The organism is Brachymonas sp. J145 (genome assembly GCF_036312245.1).
Lineage (GTDB): Bacteria > Pseudomonadota > Gammaproteobacteria > Burkholderiales > Burkholderiaceae_C > Brachymonas > Brachymonas wangyanguii.
On sequence record NZ_JAZDCI010000018.1, the window covers coordinates 1 to 22,074 of the forward strand.

The following is a 22,074-nucleotide window of genomic DNA, read 5'->3' on the forward strand; positions in this document are numbered from 1 at the left end:
ATGGAGCACGCTCTCGCCAGGCATAGAAGCCGCTGGCGGAGACACCGAGCACGCGGCACATGGCGCGCACAGGAAGGTCGGCCTGGTTCGCCATCACGAGTCCGAAGACTTCGTGGATGTCGCATCGCTGCGACCGGCGAACCAGGCCGTAGCCTTTGCCAGGATGTCGCGCTCCATCTGGACCTGACGCAACTGGCGGCGCAGCCGCACCAATTCTTCTCGCTCGGCGGTGGTCAGGCCTTCTTTGCCAGGTAAGGGCTTGCCCTCGTCGATGGCGGCCTGACCGACCCAGTTGGTGATGGACTGGGCAGTGACACCGAACTCACGCGAGAGCTGTGTGGGTGAGCGGCCGGCTCGAACCAGCTCGACCATCTGCCGACGGAATTCCGCCGGGTACGGCGGTCGTACTTTGGACATCTGCGACTCCTTGAACACAAAGAATGATGTGTCCACGGAACCGGGTCAACTCCACACAGCCTGCCGCCGTTCGCAAGAAAGCCGTAATCGAGCACTTCACCGGACGGTATGACAAGTCCGCGATTTACCGCGAGCTTAAGAAGCTGGTAACTGCTGGCGTGGTGCATGAAGCTGCCGGAATGGTGGCTGTGCATGTGGGGGTGCGAAATGGTGCGAACTGATGCCAAACACCTATCCGCACCCAAGGCAGAAAAGGTGCAGATGAGTGCAACACCCTATAGGGTTGCACCTATCAGCACCTGCCCGGCACCTGACACTGACTTGCTGGGGGATGAGATACAGAAACCCCGCACGAACAGCCGCCCTGAAGCCGCCGCACTGCTGGAGGTGCTGAAGGCACTTAGCGCACATCCTGCTGTGGCATGGGCCGAACGGATGAACAGCGGAGCCGCCAAGGTACAGGGCAGGTTTATCCGCTTCGGCTGGGCGGGGTGCCCTGATGTACTGGGGCAGATGAGGGATGGCCGTTTGCTGGGGGTGGAGGTGAAAGCACCCACCGGACGCCTACGCCCTGAACAAGCCCTATTTCTTGAGCGCATCCGCGCTGCCGGTGGCGTGGCCTTTGTTGCACGCAACTGCCGCGATGTGCTGCGCGAACTTCAAGCATGGGGCGAGCAATGACATTTGACGAACTGCAAGCCATCCATAAGCGCATCCGCGCCGTGATTGCCGCTGGTGACGAACTGGCAATTGATGGCATCCCCCACCAGAACCGCAAAGCCCGCGCCGCCTTTATGGCGCTGCTCCAAGCCATGGGAATTATTGAGGACTTGCACCGCGCACTGACAAAGGAGCGCATGGGGCAGGTATTGGCCGAATGTGACGAATCCACGATTCACTGACGGTGACGACGCTGCAACCGCAGCCGATGCGGGAAACCGCACCAAGCCAGCCGAGGGCTACCACTCGGCAAATCCAGATTACAAGGAATCCGAATCATGAGCGTCAAAACTATCCCCACCGCCCGCATTGCCGACATCACCAAATTCATGGTGAAAGCTTCTGGCCTTTCCAATACGACTTCACAACGTGCGCAGCGTGCACTGGCGCTGATTGATGGCGAGCGCGTTAGCTCCATCACTGGAATCATGCAGGCGCACGACCAGCGAATCGACGCCATCCATGCCGACAGGGAACTGTCCAGCGAAGGCAAGGCGGCCCGAGGCCGTACTGCCGCTGCAAGCGTTTTCGGTAATGTTGCGAGCGTGGCCCGCGAGATTGCTGCACTGGATGCAGAGTACAGGGCCGAGATGCAGAAGGCCATTGTCATTCCTGAGGCAAGCGTCAACGACACGCTGATTGACCTGGCGCTGGCAGCGAGTGTAAAGGCAGCGAATCCCACCCCTACCGCGTTGACGATGGCGAGCGAGCGCACCCGCCAAGCACTGGCCCGCATCCCTGTTGAGTTATCCGGGCTGACACCAGAAGTACAGGCCCGCGTGGTGGGCAGTCTGATTAGCCCGGCTGACGCCGTGCGCTTCGGTGAAGAAGCCGAAGCCATCGACACTGCCCGCCAAGTCGCACAAGCTGCCATAGACGAATTGCAGCCCATCGCGCAGTGGACACCTGCCGAGATGGTGAAACACGTAGGCCACGATACCGGCTACCGCCTGCCTGGTGTCGTACAGTCCCTTGCCGACAAGCTGGCCGCAAATCAGGCCGCAGACGCTACCGAATAAGACAGCCGCAGTGTGGGCTTACAGTGTGCCTAAAAACGCGCTGTAGGCCTGTTTAATGGCTTTGAAAGGACAATAGAAAATGGCTATAGACCGCATAAACACTGAATGCAAGGCTGCACCCCCCAGGTTGCGCCTGAAACTGCAAACAATTGATGACGTACGGGCAGAGATGGCACGCCTTTACCGCGAGGGCAAGGCAGGCACCCGCGATGTGGCCGAAGTGTCCAAGCTGGCTAACGTGCTGGCCCTGCTGGGGCGCATGATTGAGGGCAGCGACATTGAAAAGCGGCTGGCAGAGCTTGAGCAGCAGGCCGAAACCCAGGCCGCGAGGGCGAAGAAATGGTGAAGCACCTACGCCAGCGCCTGCGCGATGTGGGCAAGGTGCTGGACGCCAGCGCCACAGAACAATTGCCAATCCCCATTGTGTTCGACTGGAACCCGGAGCAACGCGAACAGGTGCTGACCGAGTACCGCGACAAATGGGGATGCGAGCCGCCCAAGGTTATCGTCATCGAGCGCGTGAGCGCCCGCAAGCAGCGCGATGACTAACCCCCAACGCCGCACATCCACAGCCCGCCTTGCGGGCTTTTTTGTGGCCGCTCAAAAATGCAAAAACCCTGCACTGCTGGCTACATGGTGGCTACATGAAGCAAAAACACCACTTTCAGGCAAAGAAAAAGCGCCCAGGCCTTTCGAGCCTAAGCGCTTGAATTTGCACCACTTTTGAAGTGGTGGCTCGGGGCGGAATCGAACCACCGACACGCGGATTTTCAATCCGCTGCTCTACCAACTGAGCTACCGAGCCTTTGAAGCTGCTAAGTATAACGGGTTTTTGGCATTTTTTGCAAGTCCTGCAAAAAATTTGTCATCCAGGCCTCAACCGGCTGCCTGCTTCTTCTCGCGTGCAATGTCCACGCCCAGCTGCTTGAGCTTGCGGTACAGGTGGGTGCGCTCCAGGCCGGTCTTCTCGGCGACGCGGGTCATGGAGCCATTTTCGCGCTGCAGGTGGTAGATGAAGTAGCAGCGCTCGAACTCGTCGCGCGCGTCACGCAGCGGCTTGTCCAGGTCGAAGCTCTGGAAATTGTTCTGCACGGCCATGCCGGTCGGTGCCGCAGCGACCGGCTGGTAGGCTGGCGCGACCATGGCAGGCGCACCCACTGCCGGCACGGCGCTATCGGCGGCAGCCATCACCGGCGCCGGTGCAGCAGCCATGGGCGGCGGCGCACTGACCGTCTCGGCCGGACGACCGCCATCCCGGGCCAGCCCCAGCTGCACTGCCTTGAGCAGCTTCTGCATGGTGATCGGCTTTTCCAGGAAGGCCTGGGCACCGATGCGCGTGGCCTCGACTGCGGTATCGATGGTGGCGTGGCCACTCATCATGATCACCGGCATGGTCAGCAGCCCCTGGCCGGACCATTCCTTGAGCAGGGTCACGCCGTCGGTATCGGGCATCCAGATGTCGAGCAGCACCAGATCGTAGTTGCTCTGCTGGCGTGCCTGACGCGCCTCGGCGGCATTCTCCGCCAGGTCCACCGCGTGCCCTTCGTCGTTCAGGATCTCGGAAAGCAGTTCCCGTATGCCGTGTTCATCGTCCACGACCAGAATCTTTGCCATCTTTGTACTTCCTCACCCGGGGAATCCGGAATGTGTTGCGACAATGATACAGGCATTGTGCCACAAGCACACCGCCTCCGTCAGGCTGATGCAGCAGCCGGCGATTCCACCTGTTCCGGCAGCGGCGGAAACAGCAGGCTAACCTGCGCACCGCTGATATCGCCCACCGGTTCACGGTTGCCGACCTTGAGCCGCGCGCCATGTTCGTCGGCAATCTTCTTCACCACAGCCAGCCCCAGGCCGGTGCCCTTGGACTTGGTCGTGACATACGGTTCAAACGCACGCACCAGGATATGCTCGGGGAAACCGCCGCCCTCGTCCTTGATCGACAGCCGCACGCGGCGCGTCATCGGGCGCCACTGCGTCTGCAGCAGCACCGGCCGATGCACCAGGCCGGCGTGCTCGTGAGCATCCTGCGCGTTCTGCACCAGGTTGTGGATCACCTGGCGCAGCTGCTGGGCGTCAGCCATCACCGGCTGGCATTCCGGATCCAGCTCCATCACCACCGGCACGGACTGGGCAGTTTCCGTGGCCTCGTACATCTGCACCACATCGGTCACCAGCGCATTCAGGTCGGTCCGCGCCAGCTCGGCCGTGGGCAGGCGGGCATAGTCGCGGAACTCGTTCACCAGTCGCTTCATGGCATCCACCTGCTCGACGATGGTGCGCACCGACTTGGCCAGGATCGCCTGCTGCTGTTCCGGCAGGCTGTCCATCAGCTTGATTTCCATGCGCTCGGCTGACAGCTGGATCGGCGTCAGCGGGTTCTTGATCTCGTGCGCCAGCCGGCGCGCCACCTCGCCCCAGGCCTGCGCGCGCTGCGCCGAGATGATCGCCGAGATGTCCTCGAACACCAGCAGGCGTGCGCCCTGCAGTTCCGGCACCGGCAGCTTCACGCCCCGCAGCATCAGCGTGGTATTGTCCTGCTGCAGCCCGGCATGCGATCCCGGGTTCAGCTCCACGGTCTGCTGCCAGTACTCGGAGGTGGTCTTGCTGCGGAAGCGCTCTTCCAGCAGCTCCTCGTCCTGTTCCGGCGCCGTCTCTTCTTGCGGCGGCAGGGGCTCCTCGCCCTCCTGCATCAGTTCGAACTGGCTGGCCACCGCCAGCGCCAGCTGCTCCAACCCGGCAAAACCAGCCAGTTCGTGGCCAATCAGGTCCGATTCCGTGACCTGCAGAATGCGCTCCGCCGCCGGGTTGACCGACAGCACATGGCCTTCGCCATCCAGCACCATCACGCCACTGCTCAAGTTGTCCAGGATCGTCTGCAGCTCGGCGCGCGAGGCATCGAGTTCGGCCACGCTGCTGGTCAGCGCCTGCTGCGCATCGGCCAGCTGCTGCGTCATCATCGAGAACGAACGCGTCAGGCCGCCCAGCTCGTCATCCACCTCATAGACCTGCTTCGGACTCAGGTCGCCCTGCGCCACCTGCTTCACGCCCTCGGCCAGCATCAGCAAGGGCCGCGCCAGCTGGGTCGCCAGCACCGCCGCCAGCAGCACGGCCCCAAACACCGCCAGGATCAGCGTCAGCGTCAGCGTGCCAATGAACATGCGCGTCATGCCGCTGCGTGCCAGCGCGCGCTCCTGGTATTCGCGGTTGGCATCCTGCACCATCAGCGCGTTCTGCAGCAGCTCCTGCGGCAGCGGCTGCACCACCTGCAGGATCCAGGCCTGCTCCAGCAGGCCAAAGCCGCTGGAACGCACCATGGTGTAAGCGACGATGCGGGCATGGCGGCTGAGCTGCTGCTGCAGTTTCTGCTCGGTCTGCGCGTCGGCGATATCGGCATCGGTCGATGCCTCCAGGCCTTCGATACTGGCCAGTACCGGCTTCTGCTGCAGCTCGGCAAGCAGTTCGGGCGAAGGCGCAATCGCACTTGCCGTGAACAGCGCACCACCGGCACTGGCAATGCGTTCGCCACTCTGCGACCACAGCATCATGTGCTCGGCATTCTGCTGCTGGCGCAGACGTTCCAGCTCCAGGTTCAGGTTGAACACCGGCGTGTGCTCCAGCTGCTGGCCGGCGGCCTGGGTCTTGATCGCTGCATCGTGCGTCATGGTGTCGAGCACGTTGCGGCCCAGGTTCAGGCCAGCCCCGAGCGCGGTTTCCACCTTCACGTCAAACCAGCTCTCGATCGAGCTGGTGACGAACTGGTAGGACACCAGGTAGATCAGCGCCCCCGGCACACTGGCCACCAGCACAAAGGCCGCGGCCAGTTTCAGCAGCAACTTGCTGCCGAAACGGCCGCGCCGGTAGCGCGACCAGACGCGCCAGCCCATCCACAGGATGATGGCAAACAGGAATACCGCCAGTACCAGGTTGACGACCAGCAGGCGCTCGAAGTGGGGTTCGTAGAGGGCGCTGTTGCCGGTCGCCTGTGCCAGCAGGAACATCATCACCAGCACGATCGACAGGATCAGCAGCAGGATCACCGGCACCGCCCAGCGCAGCGTCGCGCCGCTGGTCTTCCAGTAGCGGTCAAAGGACTTCAGCAAGCCCTGGCGTGGTGGGGAAGCCGGTCGGGACATAGTGCGCTGCCGCCTGACGGAACGCTCAGCCGCCCGGCGACACCAGCTCCTGCTGGTTCAGGCGGAAACTGCGGCGCGCCTCGATATTCCAGTCGGCCTGGCTGCTGGTGCCGATCTGCAGCGGCCGCTGCAGCTGGCTGATATCGAGCTGGAAGGACGCATCGACGGCAAAGCCGGCATCCTTGTCCCAGTCGGCACTCGGCAGCACTTCCCAGTTGGAAATGCGCTGGATCACGCTCAGCGCCTGCTGCAGCGTATCGTAGTTCTGGTTGACCACCACACCGGTCACGCCGCTGCGGTTGAACGGTTCGGTACTGAAATTCACACGCCACTTGCGCGTCAGTGGCTGATAGGCCAGGCGCATGTAGCGCTGGCGCTTGTGCACCTGCCGGTTGGACCAGTACCAGCGCTCCTGCACGGTATTGGTGCTGAACACGAAATACAGCGGCACGCCCTTGTTCAAGATTTCCTGCACGCCATCGGACAAGGCAAAGCGCACATTGCCGGTCATGCGCACCGCATCCTGCGTCAGTTCAAAGCGCACATTCTGGATCGATGCCGATGCGGCCCAGGCGGCCGGCAGGCCACCGGCCAGGCACAGCGTGGCCGCACCGGCAGCCCGCAGCACATGGCGGCGGGACAGCGGCGCGGGTTCAGTCGCGTTTGGCAAGCAGGGCATAGTAGAAACCGTCATGATCCATCAGGCCAGTCACAGCAGTGTCACCGGCCACCCCATTGTCCATGAGACGGGGAGTTCCGCTAACCCCCATGGGTATCAAATGCCCGGGTGCTGGCAGACGGAGTGCATCATTGTGGTGCAAAAGGAACGCCTCGATCTGCGCATCGCCCTCTTCCCGGAATACCGAACAGGTGCAGTACAGCAGGCGGCCACCCGGCTTGAGCAGCGGCCACAATGCCTGCAGCAGGCGCACCTGGGCGGCTGCCAGCTGCGGCACATCCGAGGCGCGACGCAGCCAGGGCACATCCGGATGGCGCCGCACGATGCCCGATGCGGTACACGGCGCATCCAGCAGGATGCCGTCAAACAGGTGGCCGTCCCACCAGCGTTCCACCTCGGCGGCATCCACCGCGCGCACCTCGGCCGGCAGTCTCAGGCGTTGCAGCGTATCGTGAATACGCTCGCAGCGTTGCGGATCCTGGTCCAGCGCCAGCACCTCATGGTCGCCCAGCTCCAGCAGGTGCGCCGTCTTGCCGCCCGGTGCGGCACAGGCATCCAGCAGACGCAGGCGTTCACCCGATGGCAGCGCCTCCAGCAACAGCGGTGCCGCCAGCTGTGCCGCCATGTCCTGCACCGATACCCAGCCCTCGGCAAAGCCCGGCAGCTGCTGCACCGGACAGGGGCGCTGCAGTACGATGCCATAGACACCCTGACGCCAGCCATCCAGCCCGGCCGGACGCAGCTGCTGTTCCAGATAGGCATCGGCGCTCATGTGGCGTGCATTGACGCGCAGCGTCATCGGTGCGGCGCGCTGGCCATGGTGGATCAGGGCCGTAGCCGCCTCCGCACCATGGTCGCGCTGCAGCCGCTGCAGCCACCACTCCGGCACGTTCAGCAGCGCCGGATCGCCCTGCGGGCTGGCCTGCTGCACCGCCTGGCGCAGCGCCGGCTGCTCGCGCAGGTAACGCCGCAGCACGGCATTCACCATCGCCGCGCTGTGGCGCAGCTTCGGATGGCGCTTGGCTGCCTCCACCGCCTGGCTGACTAGCGTAAAGTCGGTATAGCCACGGCCATCTTCGCGCTGTTCACCAGCCTGCCAGGCCAGTACCAGCGCACTGTGCAACAAGGCCTGCAGCAAGGGTGCCGGACGTCGCTGCACCAGCTGGCGACACAGCACCCGTCCCACGCCGAGCCCGCGCAGCGTCTCGAACACCAGCGCCTGCACGCCCGGGCGGATGGCCGCCGGCACCGCTTCCAGCGCAGTAGTGGCACTGGCACCGGCCTCCACCTTTTGCATCACCACGGCGACCTGCTGCAGCTGCTGCCACAGCGGGGTATCGCCACGGCTGGCGGCGGGATTCGGCGGGACTGAAACCGGCTTGTTCATCGGGATTCCTGTTTCGTAGACATGGATCGGACTGTGGGTCCGAGCCAGAAAAAAACCTGTGCAGCACGGGCTGCACAGGTTCATCATGCACTTGCGTCAGCAGACGGGCAAGCGCCTGTGGCGATACGGCAGCCTGTCAGGCACAGGCTGCCGTGTGGATCACTCCTCGCCAGCGTCCGTTTCCGGAGCTGCCGGAGCCTCTTCGCCGGCGACATCGTCGCTGGTGGCGAACAGGGAATCCTCTTCGGCCTGGGCAATCGCCATGCGCTCGGCTTCGTCCATCTCGTCCTTGGTCTTGCGCGCCTGGTGGTAGGCCAGACCGGTACCGGCCGGGATCAGGCGACCCACGATCACGTTTTCCTTCAGGCCACGCAGCTCGTCGCGCTTGCCCATGATGGCAGCCTCGGTCAGCACGCGCGTGGTTTCCTGGAAGGATGCGGCAGAGATGAAGGAGTCGGTCGACAGCGAGGCCTTGGTAATACCCAGCAGCAGGTTGCTGTAGGTCGATTCCATCTTGCCTTCTGCACGCAGCGCATCGTTGGTGTTCAGCATCTCGCTGCGCTCGACCTGTTCACCGGCGATGTAGCTGGACTCGCCAGGGTTCTCGACCACGACGCGACGCAGCATCTGGCGCACGATCACCTCGATGTGCTTGTCGTTGATCTTCACACCCTGCAGGCGGTAGACGTCCTGCACTTCGTCCACGATGTAGCGCGCCAGCTCCTCGATGCCCAGCAGGCGCAGGATGTCCTGCGGGTCGGCCGGACCATCGACGATGCTCTCGCCCTTGTTCACCACCTGACCTTCGTGCACCAGGATGCTCTTTTCCTTGGGTACCAGCTCTTCCCAGACCTTGCCTTCCGGATCGGTAATCTGCAGGCGCACCTTGCCCTTGGTTTCCTTGCCGAAGGAGATGGTACCGGTCATCTCGGCCAGCACGCCCTTGTCCTTCGGCGTGCGGGCTTCGAACAGTTCGGCCACGCGCGGCAGACCACCCACGATGTCGCGGGTCTTCTGGCCTTCCATCGGGATACGCGCCAGCACTTCGCCGGGGCCCACTTCCTGGTCGTCACGCACCTGGATCAGCGCGCCCACCTGGAAGCCGATCGCCACTGCGTGGTCGGTACCGGGGATCTTCACTTCCTTGCCTTCGGCATCGATCAGCTTCACCAGCGGACGCACCACCTTGGTAGAGCCACGGCGCTTCGGATCGATCACCACCAGCGTGGACAGGCCGGTCACTTCGTCGACCTGCTTGGCCACGGTCAGGCCTTCCTCGATATTCTCGAACTTCACCTGACCGGCGTACTCGGTGATCACCGGACGCGTCAGCGGGTCCCAGTTGGCCAGGATGGTGCCGGCCTTGATCTGCTGGTCGGGCTTGATCGACAGGATCGCACCGTACGGCACCTTGTGGCGTTCGCGCTCACGGCCGTGCTCGTCGGAGATGATGATCTCGCCGGAACGGGAAATCACCACCAGCTCGCCCTTGCGGTTGCTCACGTAACGCATCATCGAGTTGAAACCGATGAAACCGTTGGAGCGCGCTTCCACGCTGCTGGCAATGGCGGCACGCGATGCCGCACCACCGATGTGGAAGGTACGCATGGTCAGCTGGGTACCCGGCTCGCCGATGGACTGGGCAGCGATCACGCCGACTGCCTCGCCCACGTTCACCAGGCCACCGCGGCCCAGGTCGCGGCCATAGCAGGTGGCGCACAGGCCGAAGCGGGTGGCACAGGTCAGTGCGGTACGCACCTTCACCTCGTCCACGCCGGCAGCTTCCAGCACGTCCATCATGTCCTCGTCGAACATCTCGCCCGGACGGGTCAGCACTTCACGCGTTTCCGGGTGCAGCACTTCCTCGGCGGCAGAGCGGCCCAGGATACGATCGCGCAGCGACTCGATCACTTCACCACCCTCGACGATGGCGCGCATCACCTGGCCATCGCTGGTACCGCAGTCATGCTCGGTCACCACCAGGTCCTGCGTCACGTCCACCAGACGACGCGTCAGGTAACCGGAGTTGGCCGTCTTCAGTGCCGTATCCGCCAGACCCTTTCGCGCACCGTGCGTGGAGATGAAGTACTGCAGCACGTTCAGGCCTTCGCGGAAGTTCGCGGTAATCGGCGTCTCGATAATCGAGCCGTCCGGCTTGGCCATCAGGCCACGCATGCCGGCCAGCTGACGAATCTGTGCAGCAGAGCCTCGCGCCCCGGAGTCGGCCATCATGTAGATGGAGTTGAAGGACTCCTGATCCACTTCCTTGCCATCGCGGTCGCTGGTCTTCTGCTTGGCCAGCTGGGCCATCATGACCTTGGACACTTCGTCACCGGCCTTGCCCCAGATGTCCACCACCTTGTTGTAGCGCTCGCCTGCGGTCACCAGACCGGAGGAGTACTGCTGCTGGATTTCCTTCACTTCGGCTTCGGCACGGCCAATGATCTCGTGCTTCTGCGGCGGCACCAGCATGTCCTCGATCGCGATCGAGATGCCGGCGCGCGTGGCCAGACGGAAACCGTTCTGCAGCAGCTTGTCGGCAAACACCACGGTTTCCTTCAGGCCACACTTGCGGAACGAGCTGTTGATCAGCCTGGAGATTTCCTTCTTCTTCAGTGCCTTGTTCATGATGCTGAACGGCAGGCCCTGCGGCAGGATCTCGGACAGCAGCGCACGACCGACGGTGGTTTCTACCAGGCCGGTATTCGGCACGAACTCGCCGGTTTCCTTGTTCTTGGCGTAGTCGGTCAGGCGCACGGAAATGCGCGTCGTCAGCTCGACTTCCTTGCTTTCCAGCGCACGCTCGACTTCCTGGATGTCGGCAAACACCATGCCTTCGCCCTTGCCGTTGATCTTCTCGCGGGTAGCGTAGTACAGGCCCAGCACCACGTCCTGCGACGGCACGATAGAGGGCTCGCCGGAGGCCGGGAACAGCACGTTGTTGGATGCCAGCATCAGCACGCGCGCTTCCAGCTGCGCTTCCACCGACAGCGGCACGTGCACGGCCATCTGGTCACCGTCAAAGTCGGCGTTGAACGCGGAACAGACCAGCGGGTGCAGCTGGATCGCCTTGCCCTCGATCAGGATCGGTTCAAAGGCCTGGATACCCAGACGGTGCAGCGTCGGCGCACGGTTCAGCATCACCGGGTGCTCGCGGATCACCTCTTCCAGGATATCCCACACCACCGGGTTGTTGTTTTCGACTTCCTTCTTCGCCTGCTTGATGGTGTTGGCGATGCCCATCTGCTCCAGACGGGCAAAGATGAAGGGCTTGAACAGCTCCAGCGCCATCAGCTTGGGCAGACCGCACTGGTGCAGCTTCAGGGTCGGGCCCACGGTAATCACGGAACGACCGGAGTAGTCCACGCGCTTGCCCAGCAGGTTCTGGCGGAAACGGCCACCCTTGCCCTTGATCATGTCGGCCAGCGACTTCAGGGCACGCTTGTTGGCGCCCGTCATGGCCTTGCCACGACGGCCGTTGTCCAGCAGGCTGTCCACGGCTTCCTGCAGCATGCGCTTCTCGTTGCGCGCGATGATTTCCGGTGCCTTCAGCTCCAGCAGACGGCGCAGACGGCTGTTGCGGTTGATGACGCGGCGGTACAGGTCGTTCAGGTCGGAGGTTGCGAATCGGCCACCGTCCAGCGGCACCAGCGGACGCAGGTCCGGCGGCAGCACCGGCAGCACTTCCAGCACCATCCACTCCGGCTTGATGCCGGACTTGCGGAAGGCTTCCAGCACCTTCAGGCGCTTGGCGTTCTTCTTGACCTTGACTTCGGAGCCGGTCAGGTCGCCACGCAGGCGCTCGATCTCGGAATCGATATCGATGCTTTCCAGCAGGTCCTTGATGCCCTCGGCACCCATCTTGGCCTGGAATTCGTCGCCGTATTCGTCCAGGTTCTTGTCGTAGTCGTCTTCGGACATGATGCTGAACTTCTTCAGCGGCGTCATGCCGGGATCGGTCACCACGTACGCTTCAAAGTACAGCACGCGCTCGATGTCGCGCAGCGTCATGTCCAGCACCAGGCCCAGACGGGACGGCAGGGACTTCAGGAACCAGATGTGGGCACAGGGTGCAGCCAGGTCGATGTGACCCATGCGCTCGCGGCGCACCTTGGTCTGCGTCACTTCCACGCCGCACTTCTCGCAGATCACGCCGCGGTGCTTCAGGCGCTTGTACTTGCCGCACAGGCATTCGTAGTCCTTGATCGGCCCAAAGATCTTGGCGCAGAACAGGCCGTCACGCTCGGGCTTGAACGTACGATAGTTGATGGTTTCCGGCTTTTTCACTTCGCCGAAGGACCAGGAGCGGATCTTCTCGGGCGAAGCCAGGCCGATCTTGATGGCGTCGAAGTGCTCTTCGGGCTTGATTTGTTTGAACAGGTCGAGCAAAGATTTCATGATGTCTCTTTCCTAAATGGGGATGCAACAAGGGGAACACGGAAGGGCGGGCGCCTCGGCGCCCTGCCCGGTCAGCCGCGTTCCAGCTCGATATCGATACCCAGAGAGCGGATTTCCTTGACCAGCACGTTGAACGATTCCGGCATGCCGGCATCGATGGCGTGCTCGCCCTTGACGATGTTTTCGTAGACCTTGGTACGGCCTTGCACGTCGTCCGACTTCACGGTCAGCATTTCCTGCAGCACGTAGGACGCACCGTAGGCTTCCAGTGCCCACACCTCCATCTCACCGAAACGCTGGCCACCGAACTGGGCCTTGCCGCCCAGCGGCTGCTGCGTCACCAGCGAGTACGGACCGGTGGAACGGGCGTGCATCTTGTCATCGACCAGGTGATGCAGCTTCAGGAAGTGCATGTAGCCAATGGTGGTCGGGCGCTCGAAGCGCTCGCCGGTGCGGCCGTCATACAGGTAGGCCTGGGTGCGCGAGGGCGTCAGGCCCTTGGCCTCGGCGACCTCGTCCGGGTAGGCCAGCTTCAGCATGCCCAGGATTTCCTCCTCGGAAGCACCGTCGAACACCGGCGTGGCGAACGGCAGGCCACCAGTCAGGTTGCGGGCCATGGACAGCACCTCGCCATCGTCCAGGTCCTGCAGCGTCTCGACACGGCCAGAGCTGTTGTAGACCTGTTCCATGTACTGGCGCACTTCGGCAGCGGTCTTTTCCTGCTGCAGCATCTCGTTGATGCGATGGCCAATGCCCTTGCCGGCCCAGCCCAGGTGCACTTCCAGCACCTGACCCACGTTCATGCGCGACGGCACGCCCAGCGGGTTCAGCACGATGTCGGCGGTGGTACCGTCGGCCATGTAGGGCATGTCCTCGACCGGCACGATCTTGGACACCACACCCTTGTTACCGTGACGGCCGGCCATCTTGTCACCCGGTTGCAGGCGACGCTTGACGGCCAGGTAGACCTTGACCATCTTCAGCACGCCGGCGGGCAACTCGTCGCCCTGCGTCAGCTTCTTGCGCTTTTCCTCGAAGGCCAGGTCGAAGCTGTGACGCTCCTGCTCCAGCGACTTCTTCACGCTTTCGATCTGATCGGCGACGGTCTCGTCTGCCGGACGGATGTCGAACCAGTGGTACTTGTCCAGGCCATCCAGGTACTTGGCATCGATCGTGCTGCCACGTGCCAGCTTCTGCGGGCCACCGTTGGCGACCTTGCCAATCAGGATCTTGCGCAGACGGTCCATGGCGTCGGCTTCCACGATACGCATCTGGTCATTCAGGTCCAGACGGTAGCGCTTCAGTTCGTCGTCGATGATCTGCTGGGCGCGCTTGTCGCGCTGGATGCCTTCACGCGTGAACACCTGCACGTCGATCACGGTACCGCTGGAACCCTGGTCCACGCGCAGCGAGGTGTCCTTCACGTCAGAAGCCTTCTCGCCGAAGATCGCGCGCAGCAGCTTCTCTTCCGGCGTCAGCGTGGTCTCGCCCTTGGGCGTGACCTTGCCCACCAGCACGTCGCCCGGATTCACTTCCGCGCCGACGTAGATGATGCCGGAATCGTCCAGGCGGTTCAGCTGCACTTCGCTCAGGTTCGGGATATCACGCGTGATTTCCTCGGCACCCAGCTTGGTGTCGCGCGCCATCACCACCAGTTCCTCGATGTGGATGGAGGTGTAGCGGTCGTCCGCCACCACGCGCTCGCTGATCAGGATCGAGTCCTCGAAGTTGTAGCCGTTCCAGGGCATGAAGGCGATCAGCATGTTCTGGCCGATGGCGATCTCGCCGAGGTCGGTCGATGCGCCGTCAGCCACCACGTCACCCTTGGCCAGCACGTCGCCGCGCTTGACGATCGGACGCTGGTGGATGTTGGTGTTCTGGTTGGAACGCTGGTACTTGATCAGGTTGTAGATGTCCACGCCCACTTCGCCGGCCACGGCTTCGTTGTCGTTGACACGCACCACGATACGGGTGGCATCGACATAGTCGACCACGCCACCGCGCTGCGCCGTCACCACGGTGCCGGAGTCGACCGCGGCCACGCGCTCGATACCGGTACCCACCATGGGCTTCTCCGGACGCAGCACCGGCACCGCCTGACGCGACATGTTGGCGCCCATCAGCGCACGGTTCGCGTCGTCGTGCTCCAGGAACGGCACCAGCGCAGCCGCCACCGAGGCGATCTGTGCCGGGGACACGTCCATGTACTGCACTTCGGCCGGATCGACCAGCACCGATTCACCCTTTTCACGGGCAGATACCAGCTCGCCAGTCAGCTTGCCGTTCTCGTCCAGCGTGGCGTTCGCCTGGGCGATGATGTACTTGCTTTCCTCGATGGCGGACAGGTAGTCGACCTCATCGGTCACCTGGCAATCCACCACGCGGCGGTACGGGGTTTCGATGAAACCGTATTCGTTCAGCTGGGCGTACAGCGCCAGCGAATTGATCAGACCGATGTTCGGACCTTCCGGCGTCTCGATCGGACAGACGCGGCCATAGTGCGTCGGGTGCACGTCGCGCACCTCGAAGCCGGCGCGCTCGCGCGTCAGACCGCCCGGGCCCAGTGCGGAGACACGGCGCTTGTGCGTGATCTCGGACAGCGGGTTGGTCTGGTCCATGAACTGCGACAGCTGGGACGCTCCGAAGAACTCCTTCAGCGCCGCAGAAATCGGCTTGGAGTTGATCAGGTCGTGCGGCATCAGCGGCTCTTGCTCGGCCTGGCCCAGACGCTCCTTCACGGCCTTCTCGATACGTGCCAGACCGGTGCGGAACTGGTTCTCGGCCAGTTCGCCGACGCAACGCACGCGGCGGTTGCCCAGGTGGTCGATGTCGTCGACTTCGCCACGGCCGTTGCGCAGGTCGACCAGCGTCTTGACCACGGCCATGATGTCCTCGTTGGACAGCACCATCGCGCCTTCGGCCTCGTCGCGGCCGATACGGGCGTTGAACTTCATGCGGCCGACGCGCGACAGGTCATAGCTGTCCTCGCTGTAGAACAGGCGATGGAACAGTGCCTGCACCGCATCTTCGGTCGGCGGCTCGCCGGGGCGCATCATGCGGTAGATCGCCACGCGTGCGGCAAACTCGTCCGCCGTGTCATCGATACGCAGCGTCTGGGAGATGTAGGCACCCTGGTCCAGCTCGTTGGTAAAGATGCAGGAAATTTCCTGGATACCGGCTTCACGCAGCTTCTTCAGCAGCGCTTCGGTCAGCTCCTCGTTGGCCTTGGCAATGATCTCGCCGGTGTCGCCATCGATGATGTTGTTGCTCAGCACGCGGCCGATCAGGAAGTCTTCCGGCACGCTCACATGGCTGGTCTGGCCCGCATCCAGTTCGCGGATGTGCTTGGCAGTGATGCGCTTGTCCTTGGCAACGACGACCTTGCCGTCCTTGTCGATGATGTCGAAGCGCGCCACTTCGCCCTTCAGGCGCTCGGGCACCAGCTCCATCTGGGCACCAGTGTCCATCAGGCGGAAGTGGTCGTTGACGAAGAAGTTCGCCAGGATCTGTTCCGGGTTCAGGCCAATCGCCTTGAGCAGGATCGTGACCGGCATCTTGCGGCGACGGTCGACGCGGAAGTACAGCACGTCCTTCGGGTCGAATTCGAAGTCCAGCCAGGAGCCACGGTAGGGAATGATGCGGGCGCTGAACAGCAACTTGCCCGAGCTGTGCGTCTTGCCCTTGTCGTGCTCGAAGAACACGCCGGGCGAACGGTGCAGCTGGGACACGATCACGCGCTCGGTACCGTTGATGATGAAGGAGCCCTTCTCGGTCATCAGGGGCACTTCGCCCATGTAGACTTCCTGCTCTTTCACTTCCTTGACCACCTTGGACTGGGCGGTGGACGCATCGCGGTCATAAATGATGAGCTGTACACGGGCACGCACGGCAGAACCGAAGGTCAGGCCACGCGTCTGGCACTCGCGCACGTCAAATGCGGGCTTGGCCAGGTTGTACTCGACGAATTTCATTTCCACAAAGCCGTTGTGCGAGACAATCGGGAATGCGGATTCGAACGCAGCCTGCAGGCCTTCGGTGCGCCGCTTCTTCGGCGCGATGTCCTTTTGCAGAAAGGCGGTGTAGGCATCACGCTGCATTTGCAGCAGATACGGGATCTTCAGCACGCTGTCGCGTGTGCCAAAGCTCTTGCGGATCCGTTTGCGTTCGGTATAGCTGTAAGACATGGGCTCTCCAGGTGAAGACGTCTAGCAGTCTGGTCTGCTAGCGCGGCGGTTAGTCTTTCCTCGGATGGATGCGGGCCTGCGCTTGCCCGCAATCTTGGTGGCTGGCCCCTACCAGCCAATGGCAGACGGTCACGCGTTGCACGCGACCCGAACCAAGGGTCTTCCGCCATCGGGAACAGAAGACACTTTCAAGCACAACAGGCATGAGGCACATTGTGCTTGAAGGTGTTTTCTGCTGCAGCACCAGCCCGGAGCCGGTGCGCGCAAGAAACACCAAAGGCTGGAATGCCTTTCGGGCACTCCAGCCTCAGGAAGAACCCGATTACTTGAGTTCTGCCTTGGCGCCAGCTTCCACCAGCTTCTTCTGAGCGGCTTCTGCGTCGGCCTTGGGCATGGCTTCCTTGATCGTCTTGGGAGCGCCGTCCACCAGGTCCTTGGCTTCCTTCAGACCCAGGCCGGTGATTTCGCGCACCACCTTGATCACGCCAACTTTCTGGGCGCCAGCTTCGGTCAGGACCAGATCGAAATCGGTCTTTTCTTCAGCAGCAGCAGCGCCGCCAGCAGCGCCGCCAGCAGCCGGAGCAGCCATAGCGGCAGCGCTCACGCCAAACTTCTCTTCGATAGCCTTCACCAGCTCGTTCAGTTCCATGACGGACATGGTGTCCAGAGCGGTCAGGAATGCGTCTTTATCAAATGCCATGATGTTTTCCTAAAAAATGATGTTGGTTGACAGGATCTGCCGCCGATCAGGCAGCAACTTCCTCGCCTTTTTTCTCTGCCAGAGCCGCCAGCACGCGTGCAGTACGCGACACCGGAGACATGAGCAGGCCACACAGCTGCGACAGCAGCACTTCCTTGGTAGGAATGTTGGCCAGCTCTTTCACGCCGTTCACATCCAGAGCTTTTCCGGCATAGACGCCGCCACGGATGACCAGCTTGTCGTTGGTCTTGGCGAAATCGGCTACCACCTTGGCGGCGGCAACTGCGTCTTCGGAGAAGCTATAGATCAGCGGACCAGTCATCTGGTCAGCCGCAGACTCAAAGCTGCTGCCGGCCACGGCACGACGGGCCAGCGTGTTCTTCAACACGCTCAGGCTCACGCCCTGGCTACGGGCCTTGCTGCGCAGCTCGGTCATGTCGGCCACCGTGATACCACGGTATTCCGCCATCACGAGCGTTTGAGCTTTAGCGGCGAGTTCGGTCACTTCGTTGATGACCGCTTCTTTCTCACTGCGATTGAGACTCAAGATCTACTCCTCAAAATGTGCATGAGATCACTCCACATGCACGCCCTTACTTGCAGCGACCAACTCACTTTCGGAAACCTGGAACCGGTTGCCCGATTCCCTTCAACCTCTTGTGTGCGGGATCGCCATCTGCGCTGGCTTGCAGGATTAAGTGCCTTGCGGCACGCCAGCGGTCTTGGATGGCCTGCCGGACCGAAGCCCGGCAGCCCACCTCCTGCACCGGTTACCCGGTGCAAAGCCTTTATCGCGCCAATCAGGCAGCGATGGTCTGGGTGTCGACGCGAACGCCAACGCCCTGGGTAGAAGACACGGCCACCTTGCGCAGGTACAGGCCCTTGCTGCTGGCCGGCTTGGCCTTGTTCAGCGCTTCCACCAGGGCTGCCAGGTTGCCCTGCAGCTTCTCGTTGTCAAAGGAACGCAGACCGATGGTCGAGTGGATGATGCCAGCCTTGTCAACGCGGAACTGGACCTGGCCAGCCTTGGCGTTCTTGACGGCGGTAGCCACGTCGGGGGTCACGGTGCCCACCTTGGGGTTGGGCATCAGGCCGCGCGGGCCCAGGATCTGACCCAGGGTACCCACCACGCGCATCGCGTCCGGAGCAGCAATCACCACGTCGAACGGCATGTTGCCGGCCTTGACTTCAGCAGCCAGGTCGTCCATGCCCACCACGTCAGCACCAGCAGCCTTGGCTTCTTCAGCCTTGGCGCCCTGGGCGAACACGGCAACGCGCTTGGTCTTGCCAGTGCCATTGGGCAGCACCACGGCGCCACGCACCACCTGGTCGGATTTCTTGGCGTCAACGCCCAGCTGCACGGCCACGTCGATGGACTCATCGAACTTGGCAGTCGCGCACTCTTTTACCAGCTCCAGGGCTTCCGCCACGGAATACAGCTTGTTGCTGTCAACCTTGCCCTCGAGGGCTTTTTGCTTCTTGGTCAGTTTGGCCATCTCACACGCCCTCCACGGTCACGCCCATCGCACGGGCAGAGCCGGCGATCGTACGAACGGCAGCGTCCAGATCGGCAGCCGTCAGGTCCTTCATCTTGGCCTTGGCGATTTCTTCCAGCTGCTCGCGGGTGATCTTGCCAACTTTCTCGGTGTTCGGCTTGGCAGAACCCTTGTCCAGCTTGATGGCCTTCTTGATCAGCGTCGCTGCGGGCGGCGTCTTGATGATGAAGGTGAAGCTCTTGTCTGCAAACGCGGTGATCACCACCGGCAGCGGCAGACCCGGCTCGACGCCCTGGGTCTGGGCGTTGAACGCCTTGCAGAACTCCATGATGTTCAGACCGCGCTGGCCCAGAGCGGGACCAATCGGCGGCGACGGGTTGGCTTTGCCAGCCGGCACTTGCAGCTTGATAAAGCCGACGATTTTCTTCGCCATACTTTTCTCCTTGCGGGTAATAACGCCTGCCAGCAGCAGGCTCCCCGGGGGTTACGACCCTGGCTTGACGATGATGCGCGGGTCTGGAAACGCATCACCCAAAAACTGGACGACCCGGATCAGGTCTTTTCGATCTGGGAGAACTCCAGCTCGACCGGCGTAGCACGACCGAAGATGGTCACCGACACGCGCAGCTTGTTCTTTTCGTAGTTAACTTCCTCGATGCTGCCATTGAAGTCCGCAAACGGGCCCTCCTTGACGCGCACCATCTCGCCCACCTCGAACTCCACCTTGTGGCGCGGCTTTTCGCTGCCTTCCTGCATCTGGCTGACGATCTTCTGCACGTCAGCCTGGGAGATCGGGGTCGGACGATTGCGGGCACCGCCCACAAAGCCGGTTACCTTGCTGGTCTGCTTGACCAGGTGCCAGCTTTCGTCATCCATCAGCATTTCCACCAGCACGTAGCCGGGGAAAAACTTGCGTTCGGTAGTGCGTTTCTGGCCATTCTTGACCTCGACCACCTCTTCGGTCGGCACCAGGATGCGACCAAACTTGTCCTGCATATCGGCGCGCGCAATGCGCTCCTGCAGGTTGCGCTCGACAGCGCGCTCCATGCCCGAATAGGCCTGGACCACGTACCAGCGAAAATCGGGATTGGCTGCTGCTTCCAGCATCGTTCCTTCTGTCATGCTTACCTCCATCCCAGAATCAGGCCGTACAGAATCCACTCCAGGGTCTTGTCGGTCAGCCACAGGAACAGCGACATCACCAGCACGAACAGGAATACGAACAGTGTGGTCTGCGAGGCTTCCTTGCGTGATGGCCAGACGACCTTGCGCACTTCACGGAAGGCTTCGCGGAAAAAATCCACCAGGCCACGGCCGGAGGCAGACGTCAGATAGGCGCCGACACCAGCCGCCACGCCCACGAGCAGGGCCACCCACTGCACCAGTGCACCCTGCGGCGCCAGCATGAAGTACGCAACAAAACCTGCCAGTATCAGCAGTACGGCAGCTGCTACCTTGACCTTGTCGGCGCCGGTAGTTACCGTTTCAACCTGAGGAGAAGAAGCCATGTGGCAATTCCAGAATATGCAGATCCGGGCAACACGCCAGGATCAGACTATCGCCAAAAAGAGCGAAGCCTTAGATTTTATATCGACTTACAGAAATAGTAAAGCCCGCTTTGCAGCGGGCTTCTCTTTTTTGCCACACCTCAGAGGGTGGCAGGGGCAGAGGGAATCGAACCCCCAACCTTCGGTTTTGGAGACCGACGCTCTGCCAATTGAGCTATACCCCTATAGCCTTTCAGCGATTAAGCGATGATCTTGGCAACCACGCCAGCGCCCACGGTACGGCCACCTTCGCGGATGGCGAAACGCAGGCCTTCTTCCATGGCGATCGGGGCGATCAGCTTCACGGTGATGGACACGTTGTCACCCGGCATCACCATTTCCTTGTCGGCCGGCAGCTCGATGGAACCGGTCACGTCCGTGGTACGGAAGTAGAACTGGGGACGGTAGTTGTTGAAGAACGGCGTGTGACGGCCACCTTCGTCCTTGGACAGCACGTACACCTCGGCGGTGAACTCGGTGTGCGGCTTGATGGAGCCCGGCTTGCACAGCACCTGGCCGCGCTCGACGTCTTCACGCTTGGTGCCACGCAGCAGGATACCGACGTTGTCGCCAGCCTGACCCTGGTCCAGCAGCTTGCGGAACATTTCCACGCCCGTGCAGGTCGTCTTCTGGGTGTCCTTGATACCCACGATCTCGATTTCCTCGCCGACCTTGATAATGCCGCGCTCGACGCGACCGGTCACCACGGTACCACGGCCGGAGATGGAGAACACGTCTTCCACCGGCATCAGGAAAGTGCCGTCCACGGCGCGCTCGGGCGTCGGGATGTAGCTATCCAGGGCTTCGGCCAGCTTCATGATGGCGCCTTCGCCCAGGTCGCCGGTGTCGCCTTCCAGCGCCATCTTGGCAGAACCCTTCACGATCGGGGTGTCGTCACCCGGGAAGTCGTACTTGCTCAGCAGCTCGCGCACTTCCATCTCGACCAGCTCCAGCAGCTCCTCGTCGTCCACCATGTCGCACTTGTTCAGGAACACGATGATGTAGGGCACGCCAACCTGACGGGACAGCAGGATGTGCTCGCGCGTCTGGGGCATCGGGCCGTCAGCAGCGGAACAGACCAGGATAGCGCCGTCCATCTGGGCCGCACCGGTAATCATGTTCTTCACATAGTCCGCGTGGCCGGGGCAGTCCACGTGTGCGTAGTGGCGGTTGGCCGTTTCGTACTCGACGTGGGAAGTGTTGATAGTGATGCCGCGGGCCTTTTCTTCGGGCGCGTTATCGATCTGGCTGTAGTCGCGGGCGTCGCCGCCGAACTTCCTGGCCAGCACGGTAGCGATCGCTGCCGTCAGGGTGGTCTTGCCGTGGTCCACGTGACCGATGGTGCCTACGTTGACGTGCGGCTTGCTCCGTTCAAACTTTTCTTTTGCCAT

At 62.3% G+C, this 22,074-nt stretch carries 18 protein-coding genes, 2 tRNA genes and 1 pseudogene; 5 read left to right on the forward strand and 16 right to left on the reverse strand.

What is annotated here, in order from left to right; all coding sequences use genetic code 11:
• Window positions 1-417 (reverse strand): annotated as a pseudogene (locus tag V1261_RS11575) (transposase); the annotation flags it as partial.
• A gap of 165 nt (window positions 418-582) precedes the next feature.
• Here V1261_RS11575 and V1261_RS11580 point away from each other — a divergent pair.
• The 5 genes from V1261_RS11580 to V1261_RS11600 all read left to right on the forward strand — a co-directional run bounded on the left by V1261_RS11580 (window position 583) and on the right by V1261_RS11600 (window position 2,705).
• On the forward strand, window positions 583-1,098 hold the full coding sequence (locus V1261_RS11580) for a VRR-NUC domain-containing protein (RefSeq protein WP_329771950.1): 516 nt from the start codon (window positions 583-585) through the stop codon (window positions 1,096-1,098).
• On the forward strand, window positions 1,095-1,319 hold the full coding sequence (locus V1261_RS11585) for a hypothetical protein (protein WP_329771951.1): 225 nt from the start codon (window positions 1,095-1,097) through the stop codon (window positions 1,317-1,319). Before V1261_RS11580 ends, V1261_RS11585 begins: the two co-directional genes overlap by 4 nt.
• Before the next feature lie 96 nt (window positions 1,320-1,415).
• Window positions 1,416-2,156: a hypothetical protein gene (locus V1261_RS11590; protein ID WP_329771953.1), complete on the forward strand. Its 741-nt coding sequence runs from the start codon at window positions 1,416-1,418 to the stop codon at window positions 2,154-2,156.
• A 79-nt stretch (window positions 2,157-2,235) separates the two neighbouring features.
• Window positions 2,236-2,502 (forward strand): hypothetical protein, encoded by a 267-nt coding sequence (locus V1261_RS11595; RefSeq protein ID WP_329771954.1) that lies wholly within the window; start codon window positions 2,236-2,238, stop codon window positions 2,500-2,502.
• Window positions 2,496-2,705: a hypothetical protein gene (locus V1261_RS11600; RefSeq protein WP_329771956.1), complete on the forward strand. Its 210-nt coding sequence runs from the start codon at window positions 2,496-2,498 to the stop codon at window positions 2,703-2,705. The genes V1261_RS11595 and V1261_RS11600 overlap by 7 nt, the downstream gene beginning before the upstream one ends.
• A gap of 180 nt (window positions 2,706-2,885) precedes the next feature.
• Here the strand turns inward: V1261_RS11600 and V1261_RS11605 are convergent.
• The 15 genes from V1261_RS11605 to tuf all read right to left on the reverse strand — a co-directional run bounded on the left by V1261_RS11605 (window position 2,886) and on the right by tuf (window position 22,074).
• A tRNA-Phe gene (locus V1261_RS11605) sits at window positions 2,886-2,961 on the reverse strand.
• Between the two features lie 71 nt (window positions 2,962-3,032).
• Window positions 3,033-3,770 carry a response regulator gene (locus V1261_RS11610; protein ID WP_329771957.1) on the reverse strand — a complete coding sequence of 246 codons (738 nt, stop codon included), beginning with the start codon at window positions 3,768-3,770 and terminating at the stop codon, window positions 3,033-3,035.
• Window positions 3,771-3,850: 80 nt separating this feature from the next.
• Complete coding sequence (locus V1261_RS11615) at window positions 3,851-6,292, reverse strand: sensor histidine kinase (RefSeq protein WP_329771958.1); 2,442 nt, start codon at window positions 6,290-6,292, stop codon at window positions 3,851-3,853.
• 25 nt (window positions 6,293-6,317) lie between these two features.
• On the reverse strand, window positions 6,318-6,962 hold the full coding sequence (locus tag V1261_RS11620) for a DUF4390 domain-containing protein (protein WP_329771960.1): 645 nt from the start codon (window positions 6,960-6,962) through the stop codon (window positions 6,318-6,320).
• Window positions 6,946-8,358 carry a 16S rRNA (cytosine(967)-C(5))-methyltransferase RsmB gene (gene rsmB / locus V1261_RS11625; protein ID WP_329771962.1) on the reverse strand — a complete coding sequence of 471 codons (1,413 nt, stop codon included), beginning with the start codon at window positions 8,356-8,358 and terminating at the stop codon, window positions 6,946-6,948. Before rsmB ends, V1261_RS11620 begins: the two co-directional genes overlap by 17 nt.
• Before the next feature lie 159 nt (window positions 8,359-8,517).
• Entirely contained in the window at window positions 8,518-12,756 is a 4,239-nt protein-coding gene (gene rpoC / locus V1261_RS11630) for a DNA-directed RNA polymerase subunit beta' (protein ID WP_329771964.1), read from the reverse strand.
• 71 nt (window positions 12,757-12,827) lie between these two features.
• A complete protein-coding gene (rpoB, locus tag V1261_RS11635) occupies window positions 12,828-16,940 on the reverse strand; it encodes a DNA-directed RNA polymerase subunit beta (RefSeq protein WP_329771966.1) in 4,113 nt (1,370 codons plus the stop codon).
• Window positions 16,941-17,262: 322 nt separating this feature from the next.
• Window positions 17,263-17,640: a 50S ribosomal protein L7/L12 gene (gene rplL / locus V1261_RS11640; protein WP_091815627.1), complete on the reverse strand. Its 378-nt coding sequence runs from the start codon at window positions 17,638-17,640 to the stop codon at window positions 17,263-17,265.
• 46 nt (window positions 17,641-17,686) lie between these two features.
• Window positions 17,687-18,187, reverse strand: coding sequence for a 50S ribosomal protein L10 (gene rplJ, locus V1261_RS11645; protein ID WP_329771967.1), 501 nt, complete (start codon window positions 18,185-18,187; stop codon window positions 17,687-17,689).
• Between the two features lie 253 nt (window positions 18,188-18,440).
• Window positions 18,441-19,136, reverse strand: a complete 696-nt coding sequence (gene rplA, locus V1261_RS11650; protein WP_329771968.1) for a 50S ribosomal protein L1 — start codon at window positions 19,134-19,136, stop codon at window positions 18,441-18,443.
• Between the two features lies 1 nt (window position 19,137).
• On the reverse strand, window positions 19,138-19,569 hold the full coding sequence (rplK, locus tag V1261_RS11655; RefSeq protein ID WP_329771969.1) for a 50S ribosomal protein L11: 432 nt from the start codon (window positions 19,567-19,569) through the stop codon (window positions 19,138-19,140).
• Between the two features lie 119 nt (window positions 19,570-19,688).
• On the reverse strand, window positions 19,689-20,258 hold the full coding sequence (gene nusG / locus V1261_RS11660) for a transcription termination/antitermination protein NusG (RefSeq protein ID WP_329771972.1): 570 nt from the start codon (window positions 20,256-20,258) through the stop codon (window positions 19,689-19,691).
• A 2-nt stretch (window positions 20,259-20,260) separates the two neighbouring features.
• Window positions 20,261-20,644 carry a preprotein translocase subunit SecE gene (secE, locus tag V1261_RS11665; protein WP_329771974.1) on the reverse strand — a complete coding sequence of 128 codons (384 nt, stop codon included), beginning with the start codon at window positions 20,642-20,644 and terminating at the stop codon, window positions 20,261-20,263.
• Between the two features lie 148 nt (window positions 20,645-20,792).
• Window positions 20,793-20,868, reverse strand: a tRNA-Trp gene (locus tag V1261_RS11670).
• A 15-nt stretch (window positions 20,869-20,883) separates the two neighbouring features.
• Entirely contained in the window at window positions 20,884-22,074 is a 1,191-nt protein-coding gene (gene tuf / locus V1261_RS11675) for an elongation factor Tu (protein ID WP_329771776.1), read from the reverse strand.

What these genes read in the sequence shown, in the direction of transcription:
- nusG (WP_329771972.1), bottom strand. Translation starts at nt 20,258, where the DNA reads ATGACAGAAGGAACGATGCTGGAAGCAGCAGCCAATCCCGATTTTCGC.
- rplK (WP_329771969.1), bottom strand. Translation starts at nt 19,569, where the DNA reads ATGGCGAAGAAAATCGTCGGCTTTATCAAGCTGCAAGTGCCGGCTGGC.
- V1261_RS11585 (WP_329771951.1), top strand. Translation starts at nt 1,095, where the DNA reads ATGACATTTGACGAACTGCAAGCCATCCATAAGCGCATCCGCGCCGTG.
- rplA (WP_329771968.1), bottom strand. Translation starts at nt 19,136, where the DNA reads ATGGCCAAACTGACCAAGAAGCAAAAAGCCCTCGAGGGCAAGGTTGAC.
- V1261_RS11590 (WP_329771953.1), top strand. Translation starts at nt 1,416, where the DNA reads ATGAGCGTCAAAACTATCCCCACCGCCCGCATTGCCGACATCACCAAA.
- V1261_RS11595 (WP_329771954.1), top strand. Translation starts at nt 2,236, where the DNA reads ATGGCTATAGACCGCATAAACACTGAATGCAAGGCTGCACCCCCCAGG.
- tuf (WP_329771776.1), bottom strand. Translation starts at nt 22,074, where the DNA reads ATGGCAAAAGAAAAGTTTGAACGGAGCAAGCCGCACGTCAACGTAGGC.
- rpoC (WP_329771964.1), bottom strand. Translation starts at nt 12,756, where the DNA reads ATGAAATCTTTGCTCGACCTGTTCAAACAAATCAAGCCCGAAGAGCAC.
- rplL (WP_091815627.1), bottom strand. Translation starts at nt 17,640, where the DNA reads ATGGCATTTGATAAAGACGCATTCCTGACCGCTCTGGACACCATGTCC.
- secE (WP_329771974.1), bottom strand. Translation starts at nt 20,644, where the DNA reads ATGGCTTCTTCTCCTCAGGTTGAAACGGTAACTACCGGCGCCGACAAG.
- rpoB (WP_329771966.1), bottom strand. Translation starts at nt 16,940, where the DNA reads ATGTCTTACAGCTATACCGAACGCAAACGGATCCGCAAGAGCTTTGGC.
- V1261_RS11610 (WP_329771957.1), bottom strand. Translation starts at nt 3,770, where the DNA reads ATGGCAAAGATTCTGGTCGTGGACGATGAACACGGCATACGGGAACTG.
- V1261_RS11580 (WP_329771950.1), top strand. Translation starts at nt 583, where the DNA reads ATGAAGCTGCCGGAATGGTGGCTGTGCATGTGGGGGTGCGAAATGGTG.
- V1261_RS11615 (WP_329771958.1), bottom strand. Translation starts at nt 6,292, where the DNA reads ATGTCCCGACCGGCTTCCCCACCACGCCAGGGCTTGCTGAAGTCCTTT.
- rsmB (WP_329771962.1), bottom strand. Translation starts at nt 8,358, where the DNA reads ATGAACAAGCCGGTTTCAGTCCCGCCGAATCCCGCCGCCAGCCGTGGC.
- V1261_RS11600 (WP_329771956.1), top strand. Translation starts at nt 2,496, where the DNA reads ATGGTGAAGCACCTACGCCAGCGCCTGCGCGATGTGGGCAAGGTGCTG.